This window comes from Saccharothrix hoggarensis, assembly GCF_042678885.1.
Taxonomy (GTDB): domain Bacteria; phylum Actinomycetota; class Actinomycetes; order Mycobacteriales; family Pseudonocardiaceae; genus Actinosynnema; species Actinosynnema hoggarensis.
Genome location: NZ_JBHTLK010000203.1, coordinates 1 through 13,073, shown reverse-complemented (window position 1 = coordinate 13,073; position 13,073 = coordinate 1). Strand labels below are relative to the sequence as shown.

Here is a 13,073-nt window from a genome sequence, read left to right as displayed (position 1 = left end):
CATTTCCCGACGATCGAAAAGCGTGATCGCCGGAAAAACCGACGTGAACGACCGACGCGACACTCGCGGCCGTGGTCTCGTCCACTTCGAGATGATCAATCGCGCAGACGCGTCCCGACCCAAAGCGATCAATGCGGAACCGTGGCGTGGGCGGTTGCGGCTCCCTCATTGGTCTTGCTGAGGGACGGTTGATCGCAGTTCCGGACGGGCCGACGAGGCTTGACTTGACATGGGTTCGGGTGCCATGGGCTGGTCGGAGCCGGCAGGCTTGGCGGGCGCTTTATCCGCCATGCCTGCCGGTTGCGGCCTGCCTCCGGTGCCCGTAAGGGCCCCATGTCACATCAAGCCGGACTGAACAACAGGGCTTGCCCCAGACCAACCCCGCACCCACCGTGCAGCCGGAAGCGAAACCGGCGAACAGCAGCTCTCAGTCGCACACCGGCAGCAACTCAGGCCGCTTCGGGGCCACGCCGTCCCCCATCGACTCGCCCCGCAGCTGCCGCCCGATCCACGGCACCACGTGCTCCCGAGCCCACTTCAGGTCGTGCCGGCGCTGCGTCATCCAGTCCCGGTCCACCAACGGCGGCCAGGGGGTGTTCCACTGCTCCTCCGGCTTCAGCCCCAGCACCTCCGCCGCCCGCAGCGCCACCCGCCGGTGACCCTCGGACGACAGGTGCAGCCGGTCCTCGCTCCACGCGCGCCGGTCGTGCAGCACCGTCATCGACCACAGGTCGACCACCTTGCAGTGGTAGCGCTCGGCGACCGACCACAGGTGGCTGTTGTAGATCGCGACCTTCCCGCGCAGGGACCGCAGCAGCGGCGCGTGCTTCGGGTCGAAGCCGGTGAAGATGAGCACTTCCGAGCCGGCCGCCCGCAGTTCGGCCACCGCGATCTCGTACACCTCGGCCAACGCGTCGGCGTCGCTGCCGGGCACCAGGATGTCGTTGCCACCCCCGCAGAACGTCACCAGCTTCGGCTTCAGCGACACCGCCAGCGGGATCTGCTCGTCGACGATCTCCTGGAGCATTTTGCCCCGGATCGCCAGGTTGGCGTACCGGAAACCCGCCCGCCGGGCCGAGAACATCGCCGCGAGCCGGTCCGCCCAGCCCACGTAGGTGCCGTTCGGCGCCGGGTCGTCCATGCCTTCGGTGAAGCTGTCCCCCAGTGCGACGAAGCTGTCCAATCCCTCCATGCGTCCCTCCCTCCGCGCGGCACCCCCACGACCGCGCACGTCAGCATGCAACGCGAGGTCGGCCCTACGCCACCGTCGGTTGGGAAGCCCGTTATCAAGGTGTCACTCGGTGCGGTGGACCTGTGTCGCGAATGGGTGATTCCGCAGGTTCTGGGCGCTTTGGTGCGGTGCAGATCACGCCACGAAAGCCGGGGAAAGGCTGAGCGAACGGGACCGGGGGGAAGGACCCGAGCGAAGAACCGTGCGAAGAGCCGAGGAAGGGTTGAGAGAAGGGACCCGAGCGAAGAACCGAGCAAAGGAGCCGAGGGAACGGCCGAGGCAAGGCCCCCGGAGAAGGCCTGGGCGAGCCCACGGGAGAGCGCCTCACCCCACGGCGGCCACCGGTGCCTCGTACGCCGTCCGCAGCCGGACCTCCGCCCCCGGCGCCGCGCCCAACGCGTCCAGCCCCAGCAGCGCCGCCCCCACCACCGGCGGCACGTCCACCACCCGCACCCGCACCGCGGGCGCGTCCACCCGCAACCGGGCGTCGACCGCGTCGACCACGACCCCGCCCGTCCCGGTCAGCACCCCGCCGCCGAGCACGACGTCCACCGCCTCGCCCAGCAGCCCCAACCGGGCCAGCGACACCCGCGCCAGCAGCACGACCTCCTCCACGAGCCGGTCGACCACCGCCCGCGCCACCGCGTCACCCGCGGCCGCCACCTCGAACAGCACCGGGCACAGCGCGTGCGGGTCGAACTCGACCTCCCCGAAGTGCAGCCGCTCGACCACCTCGGCCAACGTCGCCGCGCCGTAGTGCGCGACCACGGCGTCCAGCAGCGCGGTCGGCTCGCCCCGACCGTCCTCCGCCCGCACGGCCAGCCACAGCGCCTCCGACCCGAGGTGCCCGCCGCCGCCCCAGTCGCCCGAGATCCGGCCGAGCGCGGGGAACCGGTGGGTCCGGCCGTCCGGCGCGACCGCGACGCAGTTGATCCCCGCCCCGCACACCACGGCCACCCCGATCCCGTCCGGCGTGCCGGCCCGGAGCAGCGCGAACGTGTCGTTGCCGACGACCGTCGTCGCCGACCACCCGCGCGCCTCGATGGCGGCGCGGAGGTCGTCCTCCTCCTTCGGCAGGTCCGCGCCCGCCAGGTACGCGGCGGTGTGGGTGGCGATCGGCTCGTCCGCCGCCAGCCCCGCCCGGCGCGCCGCCTCGCGGGCCATGCCCTCGAACACGTCCACGCTCCGCGCGACGCCCACGTTCTGCGGTGACGCGCCGGGCCCGCGCACCTGTGCGAGCACCCGGCCGTCCACGTCCACCAGCGCCAAGGCCGTCTTGCTGTTCCCGCCGTCGATGGCGAGCACCCGGTCCGTCACACCGTCCCCTTCGCCCACGGGAGGAAGTCCGCGTTGCGCGCCACGAGCTCGTCGGCCAGCCGCTCGGCGACGGCGTGCTGCCCGATCAGCGGGTGCGCGAGCAGCGCGTCGGCCACCCGGTCGCGCCCGCCGTGCACCGCCGCGTCCAGCGCCAGGTGCTCGTAGGCCGTCACGTGCGAGATCAGGCCCGAGACGGACGGCGGCACGGGCGGCACGGGCAGCGGTGACGCGCCCTTGTCGTCCACCACCGCCGGCACCTCGATCACCGCGTCGTCGGGCAGGAACGGCAGCGTGCCGCCGTTGCGGACGTTCACCACGTGCTGCTCAGCGCCACCGAACCCGCCGCCACCACCCCCGCCAAAACCCCCGCCAGAACCCCCGCCGGTCAACGCGTGCACGAGCTGCACCGCCGCCTCCGAGTAGTACGCCCCACCGCGTTGCGACAACAGGTCGGGCTTGGTCACCACCCGCACGTCGCCGTACAGGTCGAGCAGTTCCTTCTCCACCCCGGCCACCACCTCGGCGCGCGACGGTTCCGTCTTCTGCTTCCGTACGACCTCGTCGTGGTCGTAGAAGTACTTCAGGTAGTACGACGGCACCATCCCCAGCCGCCGCATCAACGCCGCCGGCAGCCCGATGTGCTCAGCCAGCGCGTCACCGTGCCGCGCCAGCAGCTCGGGCAGCCGGTCGACGCCGTCCACGAACACCCCGGTCTCCCAGGTCAAGTGGTTGAGCCCGACGTGCTCCAGCCGCACGGACTCCGGCTCGACGCCCAGCAGCGCCGACGTCCACCGCTGGAACGTGATGGCGACGTTGCACAGCCCCACCGCCCGGTGCCCCGCGGCCAGCAACGCCCGCGTCACGATCCCCACCGGGTTGGTGAAGTTCACGATCCACGTGTCGTCGCCCGCCACCGCCCGGACCCGGTCGGCGATGTCCAGCACCACCGGCACGGTGCGCAGCGCCTTGGCCAACCCGCCCGCGCCGGTCGTCTCCTGCCCGACGCAGTCGCACGCGAGCGGGAACGCCTCGTCCGACGCGCGGGCCGCCTGGCCGCCCACGCGCAGCTGCAGCAGCACGGCCGACGCGCCGTCCACGCCCCGCTCCAGGTCCGACGTGGTGGTGACGACCGCCGGGTGCCCGGCGTGCTCCAGCAGCCGCCGCGCGAACCCGCCGACGACCTCCAGCCGTGCCACGTCGGGGTCGACCAGCGCGATCTCGTCCACGGCGAGGCTGGTGCGCCGCCCCGCGATCCCGTCGACCAGCTCCGGCGTGTAGGTCGACCCGCCTCCGACAACGGTGAGCTTCACCCTTTGACCCCCGTGAATGTGATGCCCTTGACGAACGAGCGCTGCGCGAACGCGAACAGCACGACCGCCGGGACCATGATCAGCAGCGTGACCGCCATCGCCAGGTTCCACTGCACGTGGTGCATGCCCTTGAACGACGCCAGCGCGAGCGACAGCGTCCACTGGTCCGGCTCCTCGCTGGTGTAGAGCAGCGGGCCGAAGTAGTCGTTCCACGTGTAGAGGAAGCAGAACAGCGCGGTCGCCGCGATGCCCGGCCGCGCCATCGGCACGACGATCCGCGTCAGCGCCTGGAACTCCGTGCACCCGTCCACCCTCGCGGCGTCCACATAGGACTGGGGGATGGTGAGGATGAACTGGCGCAGCAGGAAGATGCTGAACGCGTCGAAGAGGAAGTACGGCAGGATCAACGGCCACAGCGTGCCCGTCAGCCCGAGGCTCGACCACGTGTCGTACAGCGGCACGGCCACCACCTGCGGCGGCAGCATCATCGCGCCCACCACCAGCAGGAAGACGACGTTCCGCCCGCGCCACCGCAGCTTCGCCAGCGCGTACGCCGCCGGGATGGACGAGAGCAACATGCCCGCCGTGGCCAGCAGCGAGTAGAGCATGCTGTTGCCCAGGTACTCCAGCAGCGGCGCCTTGTCGAACACCTCCAGGAAGTTGCCCCAGTGCCACTCGCGCGGCCACAGGTCCTTGGTGAACGCCTGGCTGTCCGACATCACTGCCGTGAGGAACACGAACACGATCGGCAGCGTGAACATCAGCGCCAGCGCCAGCCCGAGGCTGTGCACCGCGACCCAGTCCAGGCCCTTCCGCCACGGCAGGGGCCGCCGCCCGACGGCCGCCGTCATGACTCCTCCTGGTGCGACGCCTTGCGCATCCGCTGCACGAGCAGCGCGGTCGCCGCGAACGAGATGACGAACAGCACGGTCGCCATCGCCGACGCGTACCCCATGTCGAAGTAGCGGAAGCCCTGCGTGTACAGCCACACCGGGAACGTCAGCGTCGAGTTCTCGGGGAAGCCGAGCACCTTGGTGGACCCCGTGACGTCGGCCGACCCGCTGGCCGCCGACCCCGCGACGACGGCCTGCGTGAACAGCTGCAGCGCCAGGATGATCGAGTTCACCACGCCGAACACCAGCACCGGCGAGATCGTCGGCAGGGTGACGTGCCACCACCGCCGCACCGCGCCCGCGCCGTCCAGCTCGGCCGCCTCGTACTGATCCCGCGGCACGTCGAGGATCGCCGCCAGCATGATGATCATCAGGTCGCCGGACACCCACAGCATCACCGCCGCGATGCCCGGCTTGGCCCACACCGGGTCGGCGAACCACAGCGGCCCCTCGACGCCGAACCACCCGAGGAAGGCGTCCAGCGGCCCCTCGTTCGGCCGCAGGACCAGGAAGAACACCAGGGTCGCCGCCACCGGCGGGGCCAGCGACGGCAGGTAGCACAACGTCCGGACCAGCCCCACGCCCGACCTCAGCCGGGCGACGACCGACGCCACGCCCAGCGCGAACACCACCCGGGCGGCGGTCAGCACCACCACGAACCACAGCGTGTTGGCGACGGCGGTGCGGAACAGCTCGTCGGAGAACATGTAGGCGTAGTTCTCCAGCCCGGTCCACTCGGGCGGGTTGATCAGGTCGTACCTGGTGAACGAGAACCCGATCGTCGCGACCAGCGGGTAGCCGAAGAACAGCGCGAACCCGAGGATCGCGGGCGCCAGGAACGCCAGCACGGTCAGGCGGTGACGGGCGCGGGAGCGGGACCGCCCCTTGGCGGGGGCGGTCCGCACCACGTCCACGCGGTCGAGCGTGGCCGTCATCCCTACTTGCCGCTCTTCGCGATCTGCTCGTCGATCCGGCGGTCGACGTCCTCCAGCCCGGCCATGAGGTCGGGCACCTTGCCCGCCTGCCACGACGTGGCGAAGTCGCCGACGGCCTTGATGTGCGCGTCGCCGATGGGCGTCACCGGGTTGCCCTGGAGCTTCCCGGACGTCGCCAGGTCGATGAACGTTTTGAAGTTCTCGTCGACCTCCAGCCGCGGGTCGGCCAGGGCGGCCTTCGTGCTGGGGATGTTCTTGATCCCGTTGGCCAGGTCCACGATGGTCTCGGTGTCGAACGACAGGTGCTTGATCAGCTCCCACGCCGCGCCGGGGTTCTTCGCGCCCTTGGGGATGCCCATGATCGTGCCGGTGGTGAACCCGATGCCGTACAGCTCCGGCTTGACCGTCGGGAACGGCGCCGTGCCGAACCGCACGTCCGGCGCCTGGTCCTCGAGGAACGCCGTGCGGTACTCGCCGTCGATCATCATGGCGATCTTCTTCTGGTGGAACGCGTGGTCGGTGGAGTACTCCTGGCCGAGCCCGGCGCGGAACCGCTCCAGGTTCTCGTGGCCGTAGAAGTCGACGAGCTCCTTCTGGAACTCCAGCATCGCCGCCCACTCCGGCGACGCCAGGCCGGACCTGCCGTCCGGGGTCTCCCACTTCGCGCCGAAGTTCGGCGCCCAGATCGGCGGCCGGTTCGCGTAGAACAGCATGGTCGGCAGGAAGCCCGCGACCTCGATCGAGCCGTCCGCAGCCTTCTTGGTCGTGCGCTTGGCGAAGTCCAGCAGCTCGGCCGTCGTCCTGGGCGGCGCGGTGATGCCCGCCTCGGCGAGCAGGTCCTTGTTGTAGTACAGCCCGTACACGTCGCTGAGCAGCGGCATCGCGCACCGGTTGCCCTTGTACTCGGTGTAGGAGCGGACCGCGTCCGGGATCTGGCCGAGGTCGACGCCGTCCCGGTCGATGTAGGGCTGGAGCGGCTGGAACGACCCGCTGGAGCAGAACTGGCCGATGTTGTCGGTGGTGAACGACATGGCCACGTCCGGCGGGTTGCCGCCGCGGATGCCCGCGGTGATCTTGTCGTCGTCCTGGCTGCCCTCGTGCTTGATCTCGGCGTTGGGGAACTTCTCCTTGAAGCTCTCCAGCGCCTTGGTGACCTCGGCCTGCTCGCGGCCCGAGTAGTTGCTCCAGACGGTCAGGGAGAACTCGTCCTCCTTGCCGGGAGCCGCCGCCGGCCCGGACCGCTCTGACTCGGTGCCCGAGCCTGCCGCGCAAGCGGTCAGGGACACCGCCGCGGCCACGCACAGCAACGCTGCGCGGTGGAGCTTGCGCATCTGCTCTCCTTCACCTCAACGTGCGGACGGGGACGTTGACGCGGTCCGCTCCTCTCCTCGGCGCGGACCGCTGAAGGGTTCGGTCGTGGCGGCGGGCAGGCCGAACACCTGTTCCCTGACGACGGACAGCGCGGAGTGCAGTGCGCCGGAGCGCACCGGTTTCCCGGTCACCAGGGCGAGTCGGACGGGGGTGCGGGGCACCACCAGGCGGCGCAGCTCGGCGGCGACGAGGTCGGCGAGCGTCGTGCCGCCCGCCTGCGCGATGTCGCCGGAGAGCAGCACCAGTTCGGGGTCGAGCACGGCGACGACGTTCGCGACGCCGGTGGCGATGCGGCGGGCCAGGTCCACCAGGAACTCCCGGCCGGCCGGGCCCGCGCCGAGGGCCTTCTCCACGGCGGACAGCCCGGTGCGCGCGGACACGCCGTGCGCGCGGGCCAGCCGGGCGATGCCGGGGCTGTCGAGCAGGTCGCCGTAGCGGCTGCCGGTGCGCCGGGTGCCGGTGTCGGCGTGCGCGTGGTCGGGGACCTGCAGGGCGTCGATCTCGCCCGCGCCGCCGGTCGCGCCGCGCAGCAGCACGCCGTTGACGACGACGGCCGCGCCGACCGCGTCCGCGGGCCAGAGCAGGACGAAGTCCCGCACCCCGACGGCCCGTCCGGCGATCATCTCTTCGAGGGCGACCAGGTTGACGTCGTTCTCGACGGTCACGGACGTGTCGAGGAGCGCTTCCAGCTCCTCGGGGATGTTCTTGTTCTCCCAGTCCGGCATGTGCGGCGCGTAGTTGAGCCTGCCGGTGGCCGGGTCCACTGCGCCGGGGCTGCCCACGACCACGTGGTGCAGGGCGTCGGTGGTGAGGCCCGCCTGGGCGGCGGCCTTGGTGACGGCGCTGTGGAACGCGGCCAGCACGTCGGTCTTCGGCATCGGGGCGCGGTGCTCGGTGAGCGTGGCGCCGGAGATGTCGGCGATGGCGATGTCGATCGAGTCGGGGGTGAGGTCGACGGCGGCGACGTGGGCGAGCGCGCCGTTGACCGTCCACAGTTGCGCCCGCGGTCCGCGCCCGCCGCCGCGCAGTCCGTTGCGCAGCACCGTTCCCTCGTCTTCGAGGCGGGTGAGGAGCTGCGCCGTCGCGGGCTTCGAGAGGCCGATGATCCCCTCCAGCTCCGCCCTGGTCAGCGGGCCGTTGCGGAGCAGCGCCTCGATCGCGGCGCGGTCGTTGATCTCGCGCAGCAGCCTCGGGCTCCCGGCTCGCATCGGCTCTCCTGTCTGTTAACTTTCCAGACGATTTCGTGGTGACGGTAGTGACGAGGCTCACCGGGGTCAATGCTCCGAGACGCGTCCGTTACCAGGGTTAGGTAGGCCTAAGGCACCCTGGAGGCATGACCGACACGCGTCAGGAGTCGCTGGCCTCCCTGCTGGGCGGCCGGGGTGGTGCGGTGGACGCCTCGCTGCCGCCGTTGGCGTTCGTCCTCGGCTGGCTGCTGAGCGGCAACTCGATCGCCGTGGGCGCGGCCTCGGCGGTGGCGTGCGGCGTCGTCGTCGGCGTGGTGCGGGTGGTGCGGGGAGGTCGGCCGCGGGCGCTGCTCGTGTCCGTCGCGCTGGTCGTGCTGGCCGCCTACGTCGCGATCCAGACCGGGCGGGCCGAGGACTTCTTCCTCGTCCAGATCCTCCTGAACGCGGCGTCGGCGCTCGTCTGGGCCGCGTCGATCGTGGTGCGGTGGCCCCTGCTCGGCGTGGTCGTCGGCCTGGTGACGGGGCAGAAGTTCGCCTGGCGGCGCGACCCGGACCTGATGCGGGTGTACCGGATCGCGTCGTGGCCGTGGGTGGGGCAGTACGTGCTGCGGGTCGTGGTGTTCGGCGCGCTGTGGCTGGCCGGCGAGGTGGTGCTGCTCGGGATCATGCGGGCGGCGCTGACGTGGCCGTTGCAGGTCGCGTGCATCGCCGTGAGCTGGTGGATCGTCCGCCGCACGCTCCCCGCCGACCACCCCGGCCTCCGCCACCCCCGCGTCTGACGCGCCGGCGCCCGGTCACGCGGGGCGCTGTGGACCTTCACCGCTGCGGCTGGCCGCGGTGGTGCCTGGTCAGGCGGGGCGTGGGGCCGTGTCGCCGAGGACCTTCACCGCCGCCAGCCACGCCGAGCCCGCCGCGCCCTCGGTCGCGACGCACACCGGGGCCGCGGTGCGGGCCGCCAGCTCGCGCTTCAGCCGCCCGCCCAGCGGGTGCGCGTGGACGAGGCTGCCCATGAGCACGATCGGGCTCTCGTCGTGCGCCGACCGCGTCGCCTCCGCCAGGTCGGCCAACGCGCGCACGGCCGCCGTGATGATCCGGTCCGCGGACGCCGCCGTCGCGTGCGCCGTCACGAGGGGCGCGTAGCCGGCCAGCTGGATCGGCGGCGCGGTGTTGACCGCGGTGATGAGGCGGCGCCACCGGTCGCGGGGCGCGCCCTCCGTGATGCCGGCCCGGTCGAGGACGGCCGTCGACAGGTCGTCCGGGGCGTCGCGCTCCAGCGCGAGGAGCGTCGCCCGCACGGCCTCCCGGCCCAGCCAGAACGCCGACCCCTCGTCACCGAGCAGCCACCCGTGCCCCCCGGCCGTCGACACGAGCTCGTGCTGCTCGATCCGGGCCGCGATGGACCCGGTGCCCGCCACCAGCACGGTGCCGTCCGGCGACGCCGTGCCGGACGCGAACGCCGCCTCGCAGTCCGTGACCACGCGCAGCGGGCAGCGCAGCCCCGCGCCCGCCCACGCCGCCTCGAACAACGCCGCCACCGCCGGGTCGGTCAGCTTGCTCGACCCCGCCATGCCCAGCACTCCGGCCTCGACCTTCGCCGGGTCGAGCCCCTCCAACGCCGCCGTCAACGCCTGGCGGACGTGCGCCGCGGCCTGCTCCGGCGGGTGCGAGTTGGGGTTCGCGCCGCCCGCGACCCCGGCGCCCAGCCGGGTGCCGTCCAGGTCGAGCACCAACGCCCGGGTGCTCGTGCCGCCCGCGTCCAGACCCACCACGAAACCCATTCGCCCGAGTATGCCCAGCGAGCACGAGGTCCGGCACACCCAACCGGGTTGTGCCGGACCTGGCTCTGCGTGATCGGACCGCGGACCTGACGCGCAGGTCAGCCCTGTGGCGTGAGGACCTGTGCCCGATCGGGGGACGCGTTGTGGTGGTGCAGCAGCAGGAGGCTGCCCGGCGCCGCCGCCGGGTCGCGCCGCACCTCCAGCACCGCGCCGGACTCCGCCACGAACGACACCGCGCCCACCAGCCCCAGCCCCGGCTTCAGCGGGTCGAACGCCATGGGCTCGCGGATCAGGTCCACGAACCCCTCCTCGTCGCCCGGCGCCGCGTACTTCCCGGTCGTGCCCACCGTGTACGTCAGCGGCGCGGAGGCCGCCGCCGGGTCGATGCCCAGCGCGGTCAGCTCCACCGGCAGCACCACCACGTTGCTGTCCATCAGGTTCGTGTCCACGTCGCCGTACTGGCCGTTGAGGGGCTGCTCGTCGACGACCTCGCCGTCGGACACCCGCGTGGTCCGGGCCAGCCACACGTCCGCCGTGACGCGGCCCGCCGCGTCGGTCGGCTTGACCGCCTCGACGAAGTAGTCGTGCGCGCCGTCGCCGGTGGTGTCGATCCGGACGCCGGGGCTGGTGGTGCCGCCGAGCGTCACCCAGTTGTGCCAGGTCACGACGCCGAACGCGAGCATCCCGTCGGCCGACGCCGCGCCGACGTACCGCAGGTCGCCGCCCTTGGCGGTGCGGTTGGACGCGCAGTCGTCCACGACGTCGTCGGTGCAGTCGGGCAGTTCCGGGCTGGTGCCCTGGAGCTGGAACGCGCTCACCAGCGACCGGTACGCCTGGTCGCCCTCGCCCTGGTCGAGCTGCCGGCCGTCCAGCCGCAGGGCGCCGTCGCCGAGGTCGGTCGCGGTCAGGTCGGCGACGGGCTCGGGCGCGGCGTACACCGGCACCCGGATCGTCGCCTCGCCGGACCGGACGAGCACCCGGCCGGACGCCTCGGCGACGAACTGCCGCGCCGCGTCCGCCTGCTGCTTCACCACCGTCGGGTCGGCGACCTTGCGCAGCTCGTGCGGCGTGACGCGGAGCGTGACGCGCGCCGTGGCGGACCCGCCCGGCGGCACCGCCACGGTCGGCGGCCGGATCTCGAACCGGGCGCCGGGGACGGTCGTCGCGGCCTCGTAGGAGAGGTCGGCGATGCGCCACGCCGACGACTTGTTCACCACGGCCAGCGTCTTGCTCGCGGACATCGGCTCGGCCGCCTCGACCGGCCCGAACGACACGCCGACCGCGCCGGGGTCGTCCCGCACCAGGGCGAGCAGGTCGACGCCGACCGCGTCCCGCGCGTCGACCCGGCCCGCGCCGACCCGCATCGGGGCCTCGGGGGTGCCGGTGGCGTGGTCGTCGCCGTCGGTCACCCGGCCGTGGGCGGTGTTCATGATCGCCGCCTTGACCTCCTCGACGGTCCAGTCGGGGTGGGTCTCGCGGACCAGCGCGGCGATGCCCGCCACGTGCGGCGACGCCATCGACGTGCCGCCGAGGCTCACGCTGTCCGCGCCGCTGCCCACGTCGGCGGACAGGATCGTGTCGCCGGGCGCGGCCACGTCGGGCTTGGCGGCCGCCGCGCCGCGCACGCCGCGGGACGACGACGGTGTCATCGTGTCCGCCAGCGCGGGCGTGATCGTCGGGACGGCCCGGCGCAGCGAGCCGAGCATCCGCACCTGGAGCGTGCCGTCGTCCAGCGCGGGCCGCAGCGCCTCGGTGGCGGCGGCGGTGAACTGGAACGACGGGATGGCCGCGTTGCCCGCGATGCCCGCCTTGAACGTGTTGCTGCTCGCGGTGAGCAGCACGCCGGCCGCGCCGGCCGCCTGGGCGTTGTCGGTGCGGGCCGCCGAGCCGCACTCGCGGGTCGTGTCGTCCTCGTCCCACTCCAGCCACGCGAACTTGCCGGTCAGGTCGTCGGCGATCGGGCCGCAGCCGTCGCGGTTCTCGGGGTCGGTGACCGGCGCGACGGGGCGGGTGAGGTCGAGCGAGGCGTAGGCGGTGTAGCTCACGCCGTACTGGCCGGAGTGCTGCCGCCCGGCCACCTCGACGCCGTCGAGGATCGAGTACGCGTCCCGCGTGTTGGCCACGGCCAGCGCCTCGGGCGCGTTCGCGGGCGAGCCGCCGATGTCGTAGAAGTCGCCGCCGTTGCCGGCCGCCGCGACGACCACCACGCCGTGCTCCACGACCTTGCGCACGAACAGGTTGTCCGGGTCGTCCTGGGCGCCGTAGTCGGTGCCGAGGGACAGGTTGACCACGTCGAGGCGGTCGGCGAAGTCGCCGTCGCCGTTCGGGTCGAGGGACCAGTCGAGGGCCTGGCCGAGGAGGTCGGTCGACCCCTTGCAGCCGAACACCTTCAGCGCGTACAGCGACGCCTTCGGCGCGGTGCCGGGCCCGACCCTCATCCCGGCCAGCGCCTCGGGCGTCACGTCGGCGTGGTCGCCGGTGAACGTGGCGCCGTCCGCGTTCACGCCGTACCCGGCCGCGGTGCCGGCGACGTGCGTGCCGTGGCCGTGGCAGTCCAGCGGGTTCGGGTCGGGCTTGGGCGTGGCCTTCTCGGGCACGTTGGCGTCGTAGTCGTCGCCCGCGAAGTCGTGGCCGCCGACGACCTTCGCGGTCGGCGTCCACGGCGCGGTGCGGTCGACGGCGTCGTAGGCGGCGGTGGTGCCGGGTCCGCCGAAGTCGGCGTGCGTGTAGTCCACCCCGGTGTCGACGATGCCGATGCGCACGCCCTCGCCGTACCGGCCGGTGTCCCGCCACACCCGGGCCGCGCGGGTGAGCTCGGCGGCGCTCGCGTTCTGCGGCGTCTTCGGCACGGTCAGCCGCACCGCCCGCACCTCGGGCAGGGCGGCCAGCTCGCGCAGCCTGGCCCCGTCGGCGGTGACGACCTCGCCGGGCACCGCGTTGCGGGTCGTGGCGATCTCGCGCGCGCCGGAGTCCTTGTCCCGCAACGCGTCCAGGACGCGGTCGGCCTTCACGTCGGTGCGCTGCCGGGCGGCGCGGGCGGCCGCCGCCGGG

General features: G+C 72.8%; 10 protein-coding genes. 1 reads left to right on the top strand and 9 read right to left on the bottom strand.

From position 1 onward, the window contains the following. Positions 1-427: 427 nt before the first annotated feature. The 7 genes from ACFQ3T_RS28240 to ACFQ3T_RS28210 all read right to left on the bottom strand — a co-directional run bounded on the left by ACFQ3T_RS28240 (position 428) and on the right by ACFQ3T_RS28210 (position 8,265). A complete protein-coding gene (locus ACFQ3T_RS28240) occupies positions 428-1,192 on the bottom strand; it encodes an SGNH/GDSL hydrolase family protein (RefSeq protein ID WP_380727676.1) in 765 nt (254 codons plus the stop codon). Positions 1,193-1,555: 363 nt separating this feature from the next. Beyond that, positions 1,556-2,548 carry an N-acetylglucosamine kinase gene (locus ACFQ3T_RS28235; RefSeq protein WP_380727674.1) on the bottom strand — a complete coding sequence of 331 codons (993 nt, stop codon included), beginning with the start codon at positions 2,546-2,548 and terminating at the stop codon, positions 1,556-1,558. Further along, positions 2,545-3,858: a 6-phospho-beta-glucosidase gene (locus ACFQ3T_RS28230; protein WP_380727672.1), complete on the bottom strand. Its 1,314-nt coding sequence runs from the start codon at positions 3,856-3,858 to the stop codon at positions 2,545-2,547. Before ACFQ3T_RS28230 ends, ACFQ3T_RS28235 begins: the two co-directional genes overlap by 4 nt. Next, entirely contained in the window at positions 3,855-4,709 is an 855-nt protein-coding gene (locus ACFQ3T_RS28225) for a carbohydrate ABC transporter permease (protein ID WP_380727670.1), read from the bottom strand. The genes ACFQ3T_RS28230 and ACFQ3T_RS28225 overlap by 4 nt, the downstream gene beginning before the upstream one ends. Further along, a complete protein-coding gene (locus tag ACFQ3T_RS28220) occupies positions 4,706-5,686 on the bottom strand; it encodes a carbohydrate ABC transporter permease (protein WP_380727668.1) in 981 nt (326 codons plus the stop codon). The genes ACFQ3T_RS28225 and ACFQ3T_RS28220 overlap by 4 nt, the downstream gene beginning before the upstream one ends. Positions 5,687-5,688: 2 nt before the next feature. Beyond that, the gene (locus tag ACFQ3T_RS28215; RefSeq protein ID WP_380727666.1) at positions 5,689-7,017 is read right to left on the bottom strand and encodes an ABC transporter substrate-binding protein; all 1,329 of its coding nucleotides are present in this window, start codon (positions 7,015-7,017) and stop codon (positions 5,689-5,691) included. 15 nt (positions 7,018-7,032) lie between these two features. After that, positions 7,033-8,265, bottom strand: coding sequence for an ROK family transcriptional regulator (locus tag ACFQ3T_RS28210; protein WP_380727664.1), 1,233 nt, complete (start codon positions 8,263-8,265; stop codon positions 7,033-7,035). A gap of 125 nt (positions 8,266-8,390) precedes the next feature. On the opposite strand from ACFQ3T_RS28210, the gene ACFQ3T_RS28205 reads away from it, so the two are divergent. Next, positions 8,391-9,023, top strand: a complete 633-nt coding sequence (locus ACFQ3T_RS28205; protein ID WP_380727662.1) for a DUF3159 domain-containing protein — start codon at positions 8,391-8,393, stop codon at positions 9,021-9,023. A 69-nt stretch (positions 9,024-9,092) separates the two neighbouring features. Here ACFQ3T_RS28205 and ACFQ3T_RS28200 read toward each other — a convergent pair whose 3' ends face one another. Continuing rightward, positions 9,093-10,022, bottom strand: a complete 930-nt coding sequence (locus ACFQ3T_RS28200) for an N-acetylglucosamine kinase (RefSeq protein WP_380727660.1) — start codon at positions 10,020-10,022, stop codon at positions 9,093-9,095. A 98-nt stretch (positions 10,023-10,120) separates the two neighbouring features. Further along, on the bottom strand, positions 10,121-13,073 hold a 2,953-nt coding region (locus ACFQ3T_RS28195), incomplete at its 5' end, for a S8 family serine peptidase (protein WP_380727658.1).

Coding starts and splice junctions, on each gene's coding strand:
- ACFQ3T_RS28240 (WP_380727676.1), bottom strand. CDS start 1,192: ATGGAGGGATTGGACAGCTTCGTCGCACTGGGGGACAGCTTCACCGAA.
- ACFQ3T_RS28225 (WP_380727670.1), bottom strand. CDS start 4,709: ATGACGGCGGCCGTCGGGCGGCGGCCCCTGCCGTGGCGGAAGGGCCTG.
- ACFQ3T_RS28220 (WP_380727668.1), bottom strand. CDS start 5,686: ATGACGGCCACGCTCGACCGCGTGGACGTGGTGCGGACCGCCCCCGCC.
- ACFQ3T_RS28215 (WP_380727666.1), bottom strand. CDS start 7,017: ATGCGCAAGCTCCACCGCGCAGCGTTGCTGTGCGTGGCCGCGGCGGTG.
- ACFQ3T_RS28210 (WP_380727664.1), bottom strand. CDS start 8,265: ATGCGAGCCGGGAGCCCGAGGCTGCTGCGCGAGATCAACGACCGCGCC.
- ACFQ3T_RS28205 (WP_380727662.1), top strand. CDS start 8,391: ATGACCGACACGCGTCAGGAGTCGCTGGCCTCCCTGCTGGGCGGCCGG.
- ACFQ3T_RS28200 (WP_380727660.1), bottom strand. CDS start 10,022: ATGGGTTTCGTGGTGGGTCTGGACGCGGGCGGCACGAGCACCCGGGCG.